Source organism: Allobosea sp. GW821-FHT03A12 (assembly GCF_058986765.1).
The window spans coordinates 139,116-153,840 of the sequence record NZ_JBYSVZ010000005.1 but is presented as its reverse complement, the minus strand read 5'-3'; the positions used below and the strand labels follow the sequence as shown (position 1 = coordinate 153,840).

Annotated in this window: 13 protein-coding genes and 1 pseudogene; 4 read left to right on the top strand and 10 right to left on the bottom strand. The window is 67.8% G+C overall.

Going from position 1 to position 14,725, the window contains the following annotated elements; genetic code table 11:
• Positions 1-10 precede the first annotated feature (10 nt).
• The 10 genes and pseudogenes from AC3WLC_RS19300 to AC3WLC_RS19255 all read right to left on the bottom strand — a co-directional run bounded on the left by AC3WLC_RS19300 (position 11) and on the right by AC3WLC_RS19255 (position 9,028).
• Positions 11-1,252 carry a phage major capsid protein gene (locus tag AC3WLC_RS19300; protein ID WP_493685533.1) on the bottom strand — a complete coding sequence of 414 codons (1,242 nt, stop codon included), beginning with the start codon at positions 1,250-1,252 and terminating at the stop codon, positions 11-13.
• A gap of 37 nt (positions 1,253-1,289) precedes the next feature.
• A pseudogene (locus AC3WLC_RS19295) lies at positions 1,290-1,801 on the bottom strand (HK97 family phage prohead protease).
• An 8-nt stretch (positions 1,802-1,809) separates the two neighbouring features.
• Complete coding sequence (locus tag AC3WLC_RS19290) at positions 1,810-1,980, bottom strand: hypothetical protein (protein WP_493685532.1); 171 nt, start codon at positions 1,978-1,980, stop codon at positions 1,810-1,812.
• The gene (locus AC3WLC_RS19285) at positions 1,977-2,177 is read right to left on the bottom strand and encodes a hypothetical protein (RefSeq protein WP_186418980.1); all 201 of its coding nucleotides are present in this window, start codon (positions 2,175-2,177) and stop codon (positions 1,977-1,979) included. The genes AC3WLC_RS19290 and AC3WLC_RS19285 overlap by 4 nt, the downstream gene beginning before the upstream one ends.
• A complete protein-coding gene (locus AC3WLC_RS19280; RefSeq protein WP_493685531.1) occupies positions 2,174-3,346 on the bottom strand; it encodes a phage portal protein in 1,173 nt (390 codons plus the stop codon). The genes AC3WLC_RS19285 and AC3WLC_RS19280 overlap by 4 nt, the downstream gene beginning before the upstream one ends.
• Before the next feature lie 118 nt (positions 3,347-3,464).
• A complete protein-coding gene (locus tag AC3WLC_RS19275) occupies positions 3,465-4,808 on the bottom strand; it encodes a DNA-packaging protein (protein ID WP_493685530.1) in 1,344 nt (447 codons plus the stop codon).
• Entirely contained in the window at positions 4,702-5,112 is a 411-nt protein-coding gene (locus AC3WLC_RS19270) for a hypothetical protein (protein ID WP_493685529.1), read from the bottom strand. Before AC3WLC_RS19270 ends, AC3WLC_RS19275 begins: the two co-directional genes overlap by 107 nt.
• Positions 5,113-5,443: 331 nt before the next feature.
• Positions 5,444-6,025 (bottom strand): LOG family protein, encoded by a 582-nt coding sequence (locus AC3WLC_RS19265; RefSeq protein WP_493685528.1) that lies wholly within the window; start codon positions 6,023-6,025, stop codon positions 5,444-5,446.
• A complete protein-coding gene (locus AC3WLC_RS19260; RefSeq protein WP_493685527.1) occupies positions 6,022-7,404 on the bottom strand; it encodes a dipeptidase in 1,383 nt (460 codons plus the stop codon). The genes AC3WLC_RS19265 and AC3WLC_RS19260 overlap by 4 nt, the downstream gene beginning before the upstream one ends.
• Positions 7,405-7,492: 88 nt before the next feature.
• Positions 7,493-9,028 (bottom strand): helicase HerA-like domain-containing protein, encoded by a 1,536-nt coding sequence (locus AC3WLC_RS19255; RefSeq protein ID WP_493685526.1) that lies wholly within the window; start codon positions 9,026-9,028, stop codon positions 7,493-7,495.
• 150 nt (positions 9,029-9,178) lie between these two features.
• On the opposite strand from AC3WLC_RS19255, the gene AC3WLC_RS19250 reads away from it, so the two are divergent.
• The 4 genes from AC3WLC_RS19250 (at position 9,179) to scpA (ending at position 14,723) form a co-directional block, all read left to right on the top strand.
• A complete protein-coding gene (locus AC3WLC_RS19250; protein ID WP_493685525.1) occupies positions 9,179-9,565 on the top strand; it encodes a DUF2267 domain-containing protein in 387 nt (128 codons plus the stop codon).
• A 246-nt stretch (positions 9,566-9,811) separates the two neighbouring features.
• Positions 9,812-11,737 carry a methylmalonyl-CoA mutase family protein gene (locus AC3WLC_RS19245; RefSeq protein ID WP_493685524.1) on the top strand — a complete coding sequence of 642 codons (1,926 nt, stop codon included), beginning with the start codon at positions 9,812-9,814 and terminating at the stop codon, positions 11,735-11,737.
• Positions 11,734-12,561, top strand: a complete 828-nt coding sequence (gene thiD / locus AC3WLC_RS19240) for a bifunctional hydroxymethylpyrimidine kinase/phosphomethylpyrimidine kinase (protein ID WP_493686087.1) — start codon at positions 11,734-11,736, stop codon at positions 12,559-12,561. The genes AC3WLC_RS19245 and thiD overlap by 4 nt, the downstream gene beginning before the upstream one ends.
• Complete coding sequence (gene scpA / locus AC3WLC_RS19235; protein WP_493685523.1) at positions 12,558-14,723, top strand: methylmalonyl-CoA mutase; 2,166 nt, start codon at positions 12,558-12,560, stop codon at positions 14,721-14,723. The genes thiD and scpA overlap by 4 nt, the downstream gene beginning before the upstream one ends.
• Positions 14,724-14,725: the final 2 nt, after the last annotated feature.

The window sequence follows — 14,725 nt, the reverse complement described above, 5'->3', positions numbered from 1 at the left end:
CAACGAGCGCTCAGGCCGAGAACTTCAGCCCCTTGATCGCGGCGAAATCCTGCACGCCGCCGCCGACCCGCTTGGTCGTGTAGAACAGCACATGCGGCTTGGCGGAGTAGGGATCGCGCAGGATGCGCACGCCCGCTCGGTCGACTACGAGATAACCGCGCCGGAAGTCGCCGAAGGCGATCGAGACCGAATCCGTCGCGACGTTCGGCATATCCTCGGCCTCGACGACCGGGAAGCCGAGCAGCGTCGCCTGCGCGCCCGCCGCGGCCGGCGGCTGCCAGAGATACTGGCCGGTCGAGTCCTTGAACTTGCGCACCGCCGCTTGCGTCTTGCGATTCATCACGAAGCTGGCGTTCTGGCGATAGCCGGCCTTCAGGGCATAGACGAGGTCGACCAGGATGTCGGACGGGTTCGAGGCGGCGAAGGCGCCGGCGACGCCGGTCTTCAGTGTGCCGATATTGCCCCAGCTCCAGCTCGCATCAGCGACGGTCGGATAGGCCAGGAAGCCCTTGGGCTTGTCGACGCCGTCGCCAGTGACGAAGGCGGCGCCCTCCTGCTCGGCGAAGGCGCTCTCGACCTCCTCGGCGATCCACTGGTCGATGTCGACGATGGCGTCGTCGAGCAGGGTCTGCGTCGCTGCCGGCATGGCATAGAGCTCCATCGCCGGAAAGGAGAGCTCGGCCAGCGTCGGCGTGCCGGTCTGCGGACGCGCCGCCGTCTCCGCCACCCAGCCGGAAGCCGGACCGGTGGTCGAGAACGCCTTCTTGTAGGTGCCGGAGGAGATCGTGCGCACCGTAGCGATGGAACGGATCGGCGACACAGTCGCCAGGCGGCGCAGGATCTCGCCCTCGACGGTCGAGGGCGCGAGGTAGCCGCCATCCGGGCCGGAGCCGGCCGAGAGCGCCTTGGCTTCGAGCCGCTTCAGCCCGGTCGCCTCGCCATGGCGGACATAGGACGCGAAGGCGGCCTTGTGCTCGGCGACGGCGGGATCGCGCTCCTCGCTCACACCGAGCGCCGGACGGCTGCGGTCGAGGCTCAGCCGGTCGAGCCGGCGGCGGGTCTCGTCGAGCGCGTCGTCGAGGCGGGCGAGCTTCTCGCCGGTCAGCACGTCGCCGCCCATGCGGGTCTCGAGCTCGGCCAGGCGCTCGTCATTGGTGGCGCGATAGGCCTCCAGCGTATAGCGCAGATCGTCATAGATGGCGGCGGCCTCGCCGGTCGCCTTGGTCTCGGGAGCCTGGTTCAGCGCAGTCATGGAATCTCCTGTGGTTCTGCGGCTTCGGGTGTTTTTTTCAGGCGAAGGCAGCGCGGCAGGGCGGGCGCAGCGCCTTGACGGCGCTGACCCTTGCCTGCGGCAGCATCGGGAAGGTGACGAGCGAGATCTCCCAGAGGTCGACCTTCTCCAGCCGACGCAGGCCTGTGCGCGGTTCGCTGCGGGCACGCTGCGAGCGGAAGCCGATCGAGAGCCCGTCGACGGCGCCGTCGCGCATCAGCGCGTGCAGCTCGCGGGCCCGCGCCACGGCGAGCGAGAGCCGGCCGCGGACATAGAGGCCGCGCGAATCCTCGCGCAGTTCGAGCCAGCGGCCGATCGGCTCGGTCGGTCATGCTGCCAGAGCATCCGGATGCCGCCGGCGCCGCGGCGGGCGAGGCTGTCGCGGAACGCACCGGGCTCGACCACGTCCTTGCCGAGATCGGCGATGCGGAACAGGCTGGCATAGCCCTCGAAAGCGCCATCCGGCTCGATCCGGGCCAGCGCCTGCGCCAGGAACTTGGCCTCGCGGGCGAGCGCGGGATAACGGGGCATCGCTGTTTTCATCGCGCCCCTCCCCGCCCGCCGCGGCCATTGGCGTCGAGCTGCCCGAGCGTCTCGAAGAAGCGGCCGAACACGTCGCGCGGCTGTCGGCCGGGGCGCGGCGCGTTGACACCCGATCTGACGGCTGCCGGAGCCGGCCTGGGCGGCGATTTGCCACCGGTCTTGCTCATGAATCCCCTCCTTCGTAGCGAGCGTTGAAGCGGGCGAATTCGCGCACGAACTCGTCGAAGCGCCGGTTAGCGGCGATCAGCTCGCGTAAGGCGAAGAGCGCGAGCCCCGAGGCGCAGAAGGCCCAGAGCAGCAGCGCGAGATGGCCGAGATCGCCGCGTGCGACGATCCCTGCTGCGGCTTCATCGAACGGGCTCATGACGACACCTCCCGGCGGCCATAGCCGACCGCCTCACGTTTCTCGTCCTCGCTGAGGAAACCGGCGGCAGAGACCCGCCGCCAGAGCGATTCCCGCTCTTCCGCCAGCGCCTCGACCGCATCGAGATCCGGCTCGAGCGTAAGCGCATCGCCGAAGGCCGGGCCGAGCCATTGCGCCAGCGACTGCGCCGTGCGCCTGACCAGCGGGATCAGCGTCTGACGCCAGAAGGCCCGATTGGCTTCGGCGAAATTGGCATGGGTGTTGTCGCCGGGCAGGCCAAGCAGCAAAGGCGGCACGCCGAAGGCGAGCGCGATCTCTCGGGCGGCGACGCCCTTGGCGGCGACGAAGTCGAGCTCGGCCGGCGTGAGCGAAAGCGGCTTCCAGTCGAGCCCGCCTTCGAGCAGCAGCGGCCGCCCGGCATTGCGCGCGCCCTGGAAGCTGTCCTCCAGCTCCTGCTTCAGCCGCTCGAACTGGGCTTCGGTCAGCGTGCCGCCTTCCGGGCCGTCATAGACCAGCGCGCCGGAAGGCCGCGCCGCATTGTCGAGCAGCGCCTTGTGCCAGGCGCCGGCGGCATTGTGGACGTCGAGCGAGCAGGCCGCCGCCTCGACCGGCGAGAGCCCGTAATGGTCGTCGACTGGATGAAACAGTGACAGATGCAGGATCGGCGGCAGCGCGCCCTCATCCTGGCGGAAGCGGACCGTCCGGGCACCGACCGTGTAGTCATAGGCTTCCGGCCAGCCGTCGCGGCCCGGCACCACCCGCATCCGGTCGGGCCGCAGCGCATAGAGCTCGCGCGGCTCGCGACCGATGCTGGCGGCCTCGACATAGCCGTTCCCGGCAACGAGCAGGTGGCCATAGAGCATCTCGCAGAAGGCGATGCCGCCCTGGCGCGGATTGGGCCGCTCGATCAGCGCCAATGCCGGGTGCTCCGGCATCTCGCGCCCGCCGACCTTGGCGATAAGCTGGGTCTGCGCCGCCGCCTCGGCGATCAGCCGGACGCAGCGATGCACCACCGGATTGCGCTGGTAGCCCTCCCGCGCCAGGGCGCCATAATCGCGCGGCGTCCAGACCGGGCGGCCGGCCTCGTGCAGGGCGATCAGCGGCCCGACGCGCGAGCGCTTCTGTTCCGGCGCGGCAAGGCCACGCAGGCTGCGAAGGAAATTGAGCATGGGTTTCTCGCTGTTGAAAAGCGCGTCATGCTCGGGCTTGACCCGAGCATCTCGTGCCGAGAGCTGGTCCTGAGATTCCCGGGTCTGCGCTACGCTCCGCCCGGGAATGACGGCCAGATCAAAGCCCCCTCACCCGCGGCCGGCCCTTCGGCCCGAGCATCAGATGCGTCAACGCCCAGACCAGCGCATCGAGCCGGTCGGGCGAGCGGCCGGAGCTCAGCCCGGTCGGGCCGAAATCGCACATCTCGTCTTCCAGCGCCGGAAACGCACCGGCATGGCGGACCCGGCCTTGCGCATAGAGCGCCGCCACCGGCTCGGCCCGCAGGAATTTTCCGCGCGAGGCCCGAACCGGCGTCACCGGCACGCCGGGGTCGACCTCGCGGATGACGCTTGTCGCCATCTCGCCGCCCTGGTTGACCTCGACGACCAGCGCATCGGCCTCCAGCCGGAGATAGAGCGCGACAGCAGCGGCGGCCCACTCATGCGGCTTGGCGCCGGCAAGGGTCGCATCCGCCAGCACATGGCCGATGCCGTCGCGGTCGATCCCGGCCGCCACCAACCCGCAGGAATCGGCCCGCTTCGACGATGAAGCCGGCGGATCGACCGCCACGACGATCCGCGCCAGCGGCGGCGCCTCGCGCTCGCGGCAGTCCTCGATCAGTGCCCGGCTCCAGAGCGCATCGGCACTCTCCTCGACGATCTCGCCTTCCAGTTCCTGCCGGCCGAGCCGGGTGCCGCCATAGGCCTGATGCACGCTGTCGAGAAAACTCTGCGCCAGGTTGAAGCGATTGGCGCGGGTCGCCGCCCGGCTGACCGCGACCCTGGGATCCTCGAGCAGCCGCTTGATCAGCGGCAGCGGACGCGGCGTCGTCGTCACGACCTGGCGCGGCCGGTCGCCGAGCCTCAAGCCGAGCTGCAGCATGTCCCAGGTCTCCTGAAGGTTCGGCCATTTCGCCAGTTCGTCGGACCAGGCGGCACCGAATTGCGGTCCGCGCAGCCCTTCCGGGTCCTCCGCGGTGAACACCTGCGCAATCGCGCCATTGCCCCATTCGAGCCGGCGCCGCGACGGCGACCAGACCGGCTTCTCCCAGCGATGATGGATCGCGAGCAATCCCGAGACGCCCTCGATCATCACGTCGCGAACCTGCGCCTGTGTTTCGCCGACAAGAGCAATGCGGCCGACGGGTTCGCGCGCTATCGGGGCTAGCCCCAATGCCATGCCTTTGACCCACTCGGCGCCGGAGCGTGTCTTGCCGGCGCCGCGGCCGCCAAGAACGAGCCAGGTCCACCAAGGCGGCAGGCGGCGGGACTTCTGGTCGGGCCGTCCGTAGTAAGTCCACTCCTGATCGACGAGCCTAACCAGCTCCGGCGTCAGATCCGGCAGGAGCTTGAGGAACAGCTTCACCTGCGTGATCGGCGATAAGGCGTTCCATGCGTCGTGCCAGCTCTCGGCGCAGCTCATCGACCCGGCGCAATCCTTCGGCTGGACTGGGGTCATCCTCGGACTTTCCTCCCTCCCCCGCTGCGGCAGAATCCAGCGCGACCAGCTCGCGCACGGTGCGCGCCAGCGTCGCCAGCGTCTTGGCGTCGGTCTCGCTCGCCGCAGTACCAGCCGGCAGCTCGGCCAGGTGCGCCTCATGCGCTTCGAGCTGCGTCTGCGCCGCCTTCCAGAGCTTGCTAATCACGGCCTTGCGGCCGCCGCTCCGTGCAGGCTTGCGCTTCGCCGCCGGCCGTGCCGGGGCGCTCTCGTCACTTTCGTCGGTCATCGGAAACCTCGGTTCGCGAACCGCGCCGTCTTTCCGGGGCAGGCCGAAGGCTTGAGCCCGGAATCCAGAACCGATGCCATACCCGGAAAAGACGGCGCCGGCACCGCGTCATCTTTCCATGGTCTGTCGGTTCTGGATTCCGGGCTAGACGCTTCGCGTCGCCCCGGAATGACGGGCATGGTTGCGGATGACTGCGCCCGGACACGCAAAAGCCGCCGGCTGGGCAGCGCGGCGGCTTCGTCCGTCTCAGGCACATTTCGTGAGCGTTCCTGATCTCTACCCGATCAGCGTCACGATGTCAAGGATAAAATTCCTATCTTGCGGAGAGTAATCAAACCTCCGTCTTCTCCACCCATTTGATCTGGGTCTGCGGCTGGTAGGCCTCCATCCGCGCCAGCAGCGCCGCCGGATCGGTCTCCATGATCGCCATGTCGCGATGGGCCTGCCACATGAAGCCGGCCTTGGTCGTGTTGTCGAGGAACGTCGCAAGCGGATCGTAGAAACCGGCGATGTTGAGGAAGCCGAGCGGCTTTGCGTGGATGCCGAGCTGGCTCCAGGTCCAGATCTCGAAGATCTCCTCGAAGGTGCCGATCCCGCCGGACATGGCGATGAAGCCGTCGGAGAGCTCGGCCATGCGCGCCTTGCGGATGTGCATGGTCTCGACCACCTCGAGCCGGGTCAGCTTGTTGTGGCCGACCTCCTTCTCGCGCAGCGCCCGCGGGATGACGCCATGGACCTCGCCGCCGGCTTCGAGTGCGGCATTGGCGACGATGCCCATCAGGCCGACGGCGCCGCCGCCATAGACCAGCGTCAGGCCGCGTTTGGCGATGGCGGTGCCCATGGCGCGGGCGCCCTCGGCATGGACGGGATCATGGCCCGGGCTCGAGCCGCAGAAGACACAGACTGATTTCATGAGGCGAGTGCTTGCAAGATGCGGGCCCAGGAGCGCTGGCCCTTGTGGAAGGAGGACAGGTCGTACTTTTCGTTCGGCGAGTGGACGCGATCGTCATCGAGGCCGAAGCCGACGAAAAGCGTGTCGAGCCCCAGCGTGCGCTTGAAGTCGCCGCCGACGGGGATCGAGCCGCCGCTGCCGATCGAAACGACGCGGCCGCCCCATTCCTCGGCGAGCGCCTTGCGCGCCTTCTGCAGGACGGGGGAATCGACCGGCACGGCCAGCGCCGGCGAGCCGGAATGGCTGATGAACTCGGCGGTGACATCCTCCGGCAGGCGCTCGCGCACGAATTGGTGGAAGGTCGCGGCGATCTTCTCCGGATCCTGGTCGCCGACGAGGCGGAAGGAGACCTTGGCCGAGGCCTTGGCCGGGATGACGGTCTTCGAACCTTCGCCGGTATAGCCACCCCAGATGCCGTTGACGTCGCAGGTCGGGCGCGACTGGATCTGCTCGATCAGCATGCGGCCCTTCTCGCCGATCGAATGCTTCAGCCCGACCTGGCCGAGGAATTCCTTCTCGGTCAGGTTGAGATCGGCCCATTCGGCCTTCTGGGCATTGGTCGGCTCGTGCACGCCGTCATAGAAGCCAGGGATATTGATCCGGCCGGTCTCGTCATGAATCTCGGCGACGATCTTGGTCAGGACATGGATCGGGTTGGCGGCCGCGCCGCCGAACAGGCCGGAATGCAGGTCGCGGTCGGCCGCGCTCAGGCGCACTTCCTGATAGACCATGCCGCGCAGGGTCGAGGTGATCAGCGGTGTGACGCGGTCCCACATGCCGGTGTCGCAGACCAGCGCGAAATCGGCCTTCAGCTCGGCGGTATTGGCCTTGATGAAGCCCGGCAGGTTGACCGAACCGGATTCCTCCTCGCCCTCGACCAGGATGGTGAGGCCGATTGGCAAATCGCCGGTCTCAGCGAGCGTCGCCCGGACCGCCTCGATGAAGGTCATCACCTGGCCCTTGTCGTCGCAGGCGCCGCGGGCGAAAACCGCTTTCCGCCCCGGCTCGATCTCCTTCACGACCGGCTTGAACGGATCGTTGTCCCAGAGCTCCAGCGGATCGACCGGCTGGACGTCGTAATGGCCGTAGAACAGCGCATGCGGCGCGCCGGGCTTCGGAAGATGCGCCAGCACGACCGGATGGCCGCCGGTCTCGCGCAGCTCGGCCTTGAAGCCGAGGCCTTCCAGATCACGACGCAGCCACTCGGCTGCCTGCCGCGTCTGCGGATTGAAGGCCGGGTCGGTCCCGATCGAGGGGATTTCGAGCCAGGACGACAGGCGAGCCAGCGAAGCGTCGAGATCGGCATCGAGGCGGGAGAGGATGGCAGGAAGCTGGGACATGGCGCTCACTGGAGGCTGATTCCGGTGGCGCCATCATGCCCGGTCGCGCGGACGATACCAGTCGTCCGCGCGCATGGCGGCAGACCGATTACCGCTTTCCGCCCGTAAGACTCCCGAGCACGCCGCGCAGGATCGCCTGCCCGACCTGCCGGCCGATCGTGGTCGCGGCCGAGCGCGCCGCCGAGGTGATGACCTTCTCGGCCATGCTCTGCGGCAGCGGCCCGCCGCGCGAACCCGGCCCGGTCTTCGGGCGCTCCTTCGGGCCGCCGAGCCAGCCGCCGATCGTGTCGAGGATGCCGCCGCCACCTTCGGTCGAGGCTTCGACCGGCGAACCGTCGGCATTCATCCCTTTGCGCTTCATCAGCGCCTCATAGGCCGACTCGCGGTCGACCATCGTGTCGTACTTCCCGGTGAAGCCGGAGTCGCGCATGCATTGCGCCCGCTCCTGCGGCGTGATTGGACCGACCTGCGCCATCGGCGGCGCGATTAGGCAGCGCTCGACCATGGTCGGCGAGCCCTTGCCTTCCAGCGTCGAGACCAGCGCCTCGCCGACGGCGAGCTGGGTGATCGCCTGCTCGGTGTTGATCTTCGGGTTCTGCCGGAAGGTCTCGGCTGCGGCCCTGACCGCCTTCTGGTCGCGCGGGGTGAAGGCGCGCAGGGCATGCTGGACGCGGTTGCCGAGCTGGGCCAGCACGGTGTCGGGAATGTCGAGCGGGTTCTGCGTGACGAAATAGACGCCGACGCCCTTGGAGCGGATCAGCCGCACGACCTGCTCGACCGCGGTCAGCAGCGCCTTGGGCGCGCCGTTGAAAAGCAGATGCGCCTCGTCGAAGAAGAAGACCAGCTTGGGCTTGTCGAGGTCGCCGACCTCCGGCAGCTGCTCGAACAGTTCCGAGAGCAGCCAGAGCAGGAAGGTGGCGTAGAGCCGCGGATTGGCCATCAGCTTGTCGGCGGCCATGATGTTGATGACGCCACGGCCGTCGCGGTCGGTCTTCATCAGGTCGTTGATGTCGAGAGCCGGCTCGCCGAAGAACAGGTCGCCCTTCTGGTTCTCCAGCACGAGCAGTGCGCGCTGGATGGTTCCGACCGAGGCAGAAGTGACGTTGCCGTATTTGGTCGTCAGCTCCTGCGCATTCTCGGCAATGAAGGCGAGGATCGCGCGCAGGTCCTTGAGGTCGAGCAGCAGCAGCTTCTGCTCGTCGGCGATGCGGAAGGCGATGTTGAGCACGCCCTCCTGGGTGTCATTGAGGTCGAGCAGGCGCGCCAGCAGCAGCGGCCCCATCTCCGAGATCGTGGCGCGGACCGGATGCCCCTGCTCGCCGAACACGTCCCAGAACACCGTCTTGAACTGGTCGGGCTCGTATTTCAGCCCTAGCTCCTCGGCGCGCTTGACGAAGGGCGGCTTGGAATTGCCGGGCGCGGCGATGCCGGAGAGATCGCCCTTGATATCGGCGGCGAAGACCGGCACGCCGTGCTTCGCAAAACCTTCCGCCAGTACCTGCAGCGTCACCGTCTTGCCGGTGCCGGTCGCGCCGGTGACCAGGCCGTGGCGGTTGGCGAGCTTGAGCAGCAGCACCTCCGGCTTCTCGCTCTTGCCGATCAGGATCGTGCCGTCATCCGCCATGGTCGCGCCTGTTCCGTTGCCATAAGGTCGTGCAACGGGTGTAGCGAAACGAGAAGTTGGGCGGAAGCATGAAGATCGCTTCCATCGCAGATAGTTTATGTGTAAACTATTTTCAGAGCACCAGAAGGCTCAACATCAGAGGACCGCACGATGGATGAACTGATCTCCCGCATCATGGCCGCTTCCGGCCTCGACGAGTCGCTGGCCAAGAAGGCGATCGGCATCATCCTCGCGTTCCTGCAGAAGGAAGGCCCCGCGGCTGAGATCGGTCAGCTGATGGCGGCGCTGCCGGGCGCGCAGGAGCTGGCTGATGCCGAAGGCGGCGCCAAGGGCGGCCTGATGGGTGCGATCGGCGGCCTGATGGGCGGTGGCGGCGGCGTGATGGCACTCGGCGGCCAGCTGATGGGCGCGGGCCTGTCGATGGGCCAGATTCAGAGCGTCTCGAAGGAGATGTTCGCCGTCGGCCGCGAGCAGGCGGGCGAGGACACGATGGGTGCGATCGTCGGCGCGATCCCGGGCCTCGGTCAGTTCGTCTGAGCCGACGTATCCCTCACGAGTTTCCGGAACGCCGCCCTACCGGGCGGCGTTTTCATTTGCAGGCATAGGAGTTCCCTGTCGCGGAGATAGGCATTTCGGCACGGCTTTCCGACCAAGGGGGCATTTGCGTTCGAGCCGAGCCATGGCAATCAGGACTTCGCGGTTGCACAATGGGCCGCCAACTGGCGTGTGCTCCACCGCCGAATGGAAACGGCGGGAGGAACGCATGCAAGGAGTTCGTTGCTGATGACCTCGACAGTCCTCGCCGACCTGCCCTTCATGGACGCCTTCGCCACGCCGGGCGAAGCGCAATGGCGCGCCGCGGTCGACAAGGTGCTGAAAGGCGCCGATTTCGAGAAGAAGCTGATCGGGCGGACGGCGGATGGTGTCCGGATCGAACCGCTCTACGAGGCGGCAACCGAAAAAGGTGCACGCCCCCTGCGCGCAGAGGCCGGACGCTGGCGCGTCGCGGCGCGGGTCGATCACCCGGAAACCAGCGAGGCGGCAAGGTTGGCCCTCGCCGAGCTGGAAGGCGGTGCCGATTCCCTCAGCCTGAGCTTCGCCGGCGCGCCCGCAGCGCGCGGCTTCGGACTGACCACGACCTCCGTGGATGCACTCGACACGGCGCTTGACGGTGTCATGCTCGACCTCGTCCGCCTGCGCCTCGATCCAGCGCCCGGTGGGCGCAAGCAGGCATTGCTGCTGGCCGAGCTCGTCGAGAAGCGCGGCCACGCGCCCTTCTCCCTCCAGATCGATTTCGGCATGGAGCCGATCGGCGTGCTCGCCAGCTCGGGCGCGCTCGCGGTGCAATTGCCCGAGCTCGGCAAGCGCATTGCCGAGACCATCGCTACGCTGAAGGCGCGCGGCTTTGCCGGTCCCTTCCTCGCCGCCGATGGCCGGATCTGGCATGAGGCCGGCGCAACCGAGGCGCAGGAGCTCGGCGCTGTGCTGGCCACGGCGGTGACCTATCTGCGCCTGCTGGAAGCTGAAGGACTCCCGCTCGCGGAAGCCCGCGATGCCATTTCCTTCACCCTCGTTGCCGATGCCGACGAGTTCGTCACTGTCGCCAAGCTGCGGGCCGCGCGCCTGCTCTGGGACCGGGTACAGCGCGCCTGCGGGCTAGAGCCCAAGCCGGTCTTCATCCATGCCGAGACGGCCTGGCGCTCGCTGACCCGGCGCGATCCCTGGGTGAACCTGCTCCGCGGCACGATCGCCGCCTTCTCGGCAGGCGTCGGCGGCGCCGACTCGATCGGCGTGCAGCCCTTCACCGCAGCGCTCGGCCTGCCCGATGGCTTCGCTCGTCGGATAGCCCGGAATACGCAACTGATCCTGCTGGAAGAAGCCAATCTCTGGCGCGTCGCCGACCCGGCGGCGGGAGCCGGCGGCTTCGAGGCGCTGACGCAGGCGCTATGCGAACAGGGCTGGCGCAAGTTCCAGGACCTCGAAGCCGAAAGCTCCGGGGACCTGACCGGTATCGTCGGCGCACTCGCCAACGGCCATATCCAGAAGGGGCTGGCGCGGGAGCGCGACGCCCGGGCCAAGGCGATCGCGACCCGGCGCGAGCCGATCACCGGCACGAGCGAGTTCCCGAACCTGTCGGAAGCGTCGGTGTCGGTTCTAGCGTCACTGCCGGCAGTTGCGCCGAGCAGCGATGCGGCCGGTGACGCGATCACGGTTGAGGCGCTGCCGAGCATCCGCCTAGCCGAACCATTCGAGGCGCTGCGGGCCAGCGCCGATATCGCAGAAGCCGCCGGCGAGCGGCCGAAGGCCTTCCTCGCCACGCTGGGGCCGATCGCCGGCTTCACCGCCCGCTCGGGCTTCGCCCGCAACCTGTTCGAGGCCGGCGGCATCGCCGCGCCCTCCGGCGACGGCTTCGCCAAGGCCGGCGCGACCGATCTCGGCACGCTCGTCGCGGCCTTCCGGTCCTCCGGTGCAAAGCTCGCCTGCCTGTGCGGCTCGGATGACAGCTATGCCGCCGAGGCAGTCGCTGCTGCGAAAGCGCTGACCGCGGCTGGCGCAACCGTCTGGCTCGCCGGCCGCCCGGGCGACCAGGAGGCAGCGCTGCGCGATGCCGGGGTGACGAACTTCATCTTCGCCGGCTGCGACGCTATCGCCGTGCTGCAGGATGCGCTGGCGTTCGCCATATCCCCTGTCAGCACCAGCAAGGGATAAGCATGCCGATCGCCCTCACCATCGCCGGCTCCGACTCCAGCGGCGGCGCCGGCATCCAGGCCGACCTCAAGACCTTCGCCGCGCATCAGGTCTATGGCGCCAGTGTCATCGTCGCGCTGACCGCGCAGAACACGACCGCCGTGACAGCGATCCACCCGGTGCCGGCCGATTTCGTCGCCGCACAGATGGATGCTGTCTTCGACGACCTTGCGGTCGATGCGGTCAAGATCGGCATGCTCGCCACCGCAGAGCTGATCGAGACCGTCGCAGACGGGCTCGAGCGCCATAACGCCAAGAACATCGTGCTCGACCCGGTGATGATCGCGGCCTCCGGCGGACGCTTGCTACGCGAAGACGCGATCCAGGCGCTGAAGCGTCGCCTGCTGCCGCTCTGCACTATCGTCACGCCGAACCTGCCCGAGGCGGCCGCCCTGCTCGGCACCGCTGCCGCGGAGACCGAGGACGCCGCAGCCGAGCAGGCCGAAGCACTACTCGCGCTCGGCGCCGCCAATGTCCTGGTCAAGGGTGGTCATGGCACGGGCGACGACAGCGTCGACATCCTGATCGGCCGGGATGGCCGTCGCGAGCGTCTGGTCGCACCGCGCATCGCGACGCAGAACACCCATGGCACCGGCTGTACCCTGTCCTCGGCGATCGCGTCGGGTCTAGCCCACGGCATCGCCCTCAACGAGGCGGTGGCATTGGCCAAGCGCTACATCTCGGCCGCGATCGCGGCCTCGGACACGGTCAAGGTTGGCCACGGCCACGGACCGGTGCATCATTTCCACCATTGGTGGGACAGGCCAGACGGGAGCAAGCCATGACCGCGATCCCGGATTTCACGAAGCTCGCCTTCGCCGACACGACGGCGACCGCGACCACTCCGCAGAGCACTGGCGATCTCTGGCAAACGCCAGAGGATATCCCGGTCAAGCCGCTTTACACCGCGGCCGATCGTGACGGCCTGCCCTTCGTCGACACGCTTCCGGGCATCGCGCCCTACCTGCGCGGCCCCTACCCGACCATGTACGTCAACCAGCCCTGGACGATCCGGCAATATGCCGGCTTCTCCACGGCGGAGGATTCGAACGCCTTCTACCGGCGCAACCTCGCCGCCGGCCAGAAGGGTCTCTCGGTCGCCTTCGATCTTGCCACCCATCGCGGCTATGACTCGGATCACCCGCGCGTCGGCGGCGATGTCGGCATGGCCGGCGTCGCGATCGACTCGATCTACGACATGCGCACGCTGTTCTCCGGCATCCCGCTCGACCAGATGAGCGTGTCGATGACGATGAACGGCGCCGTGTTGCCGGTGCTGGCACTCTATATCGTCGCGGCGGAAGAACAGGGCGTGCCGGCGGCAAAGCTCTCGGGGACCATCCAGAACGACATCCTCAAGGAGTTCATGGTCCGCAACACCTATATCTACCCGCCGTCGCCCTCGATGCGGATCATCGGCGACATCTTCGCCTATACCTCGGCGAACATGCCGAAGTTCAATTCGATCTCGATCTCCGGCTACCATATGCAGGAGGCCGGAGCGACGCAGGACCTGGAGCTCGGCTACACGCTGGCCGACGGCGTCGAATACATCCGCGCCGGCCAGCAGGCGGGCCTCGGCGTCGATGTCTTCGCGCCGCGGCTCTCCTTCTTCTGGGCCATCGGCATGAACTTCTTCATGGAGGTGGCGAAGCTTCGGGCTGCCCGATTGATCTGGGCCAAGCTGGTCAAGGATTTCGGTGCGCAGAACGAGAAGTCCCTCCCCTTGCGCACCCATTGCCAGACTTCGGGCTGGTCGCTGACGGCGCAGGACGTGTTCAACAACGTGCCGCGCACCATGATCGAGGCGATGGCGGCGACGCAGGGGCACACCCAGTCGCTGCACACCAACGCGCTCGACGAGGCGCTGGCGCTGCCGACCGATTTCTCGGCTCGCATCGCCCGCAACACCCAGATCGTGCTGCAGCAGGAGAGCGGCACCAACCGGATCATCGATCCGTGGGGCGGCTCCTATTATGTCGAGCGGCTCACCGCCGAACTCGCGGCGAAAGCCTGGGGCCATATCCAGGAGGTCGAGAAGCTCGGCGGCATGGCCAAGGCGATCGAAGCCGGCATCCCCAAGCTCCGGATCGAGGAGGCCGCCGCCAAGACCCAGGCGCGCATCGACGGCCGCCAGCAATCGATCATCGGCGTCAACATCTACAAGCCCGAGAACGAGGCGGCCATCGACGTGCTCAAGGTCGACAACGCCTCGGTCCGTGCCCAGCAGCTTGACAAGCTCCGGCGGCTCAAAGCCGAACGCAACGAGGCCGAGGCGCAAGCCGCCCTCACCGCACTCACCAATGGCGCGCAGGGTGGCGGCAATCTGCTCGACCTCGCGGTCAAGGCGGCGCGGGCGAAGGCGACCGTCGGCGAGATCTCGCTGGCGATGGAGAAGGTGTTCGGGCGCCACCGCGCCGAGATCAAGGCGATCTCGGGCGTCTACAAGCGGGAGGTCGGCGAGATGAACCCTGCCGTGACGCGCGTGCAGTTGATGTGCGAGGCCTTCGAGGAGGCCGATGGGCGCCGCCCGCGCATCCTCGTCGCCAAGATGGGACAGGACGGGCATGACCGCGGCCAGAAAGTGATCGCCTCGGCCTTCGCCGATCTCGGCTTCGACGTCGATATCGGCCCGCTTTTCGCCACCCCGGACGAAGCGGCGCGCCAGGCGGTCGAGAACGACGTCCACATCGTCGGCGTCTCCTCGCTGGCGGCCGGACATCTGACATTGGTGCCGGAGCTGAAGGCAGCGCTCGCCAAAGCCGGCCGGCCGGACATCATGATCGTTGTCGGTGGCGTGATCCCGCCGCAGGATTTCGATGCCCTGATCTCAGCTGGCGCCAGCGCGATCTTCCCGCCGGGCACCGTCATCGCCGATGCGGCCGAAAAGCTGCTGGAAGAGCTCAACCAGCGCCTCGGCTACACGCAGAAGAGCGCGGCGGAGTGATC

Coding starts and splice junctions, on each gene's coding strand:
- AC3WLC_RS19245 (WP_493685524.1), top strand. CDS start 9,812: ATGACCTCGACAGTCCTCGCCGACCTGCCCTTCATGGACGCCTTCGCC.
- AC3WLC_RS19280 (WP_493685531.1), bottom strand. CDS start 3,346: ATGCTCAATTTCCTTCGCAGCCTGCGTGGCCTTGCCGCGCCGGAACAG.
- AC3WLC_RS19260 (WP_493685527.1), bottom strand. CDS start 7,404: ATGTCCCAGCTTCCTGCCATCCTCTCCCGCCTCGATGCCGATCTCGAC.
- scpA (WP_493685523.1), top strand. CDS start 12,558: ATGACCGCGATCCCGGATTTCACGAAGCTCGCCTTCGCCGACACGACG.
- AC3WLC_RS19290 (WP_493685532.1), bottom strand. CDS start 1,980: ATGAGCAAGACCGGTGGCAAATCGCCGCCCAGGCCGGCTCCGGCAGCC.
- AC3WLC_RS19265 (WP_493685528.1), bottom strand. CDS start 6,025: ATGAAATCAGTCTGTGTCTTCTGCGGCTCGAGCCCGGGCCATGATCCC.
- AC3WLC_RS19255 (WP_493685526.1), bottom strand. CDS start 9,028: ATGGCGGATGACGGCACGATCCTGATCGGCAAGAGCGAGAAGCCGGAG.
- AC3WLC_RS19270 (WP_493685529.1), bottom strand. CDS start 5,112: ATGACCGACGAAAGTGACGAGAGCGCCCCGGCACGGCCGGCGGCGAAG.
- AC3WLC_RS19250 (WP_493685525.1), top strand. CDS start 9,179: ATGGATGAACTGATCTCCCGCATCATGGCCGCTTCCGGCCTCGACGAG.
- AC3WLC_RS19300 (WP_493685533.1), bottom strand. CDS start 1,252: ATGACTGCGCTGAACCAGGCTCCCGAGACCAAGGCGACCGGCGAGGCC.
- AC3WLC_RS19275 (WP_493685530.1), bottom strand. CDS start 4,808: ATGAGCTGCGCCGAGAGCTGGCACGACGCATGGAACGCCTTATCGCCG.
- AC3WLC_RS19285 (WP_186418980.1), bottom strand. CDS start 2,177: ATGAGCCCGTTCGATGAAGCCGCAGCAGGGATCGTCGCACGCGGCGAT.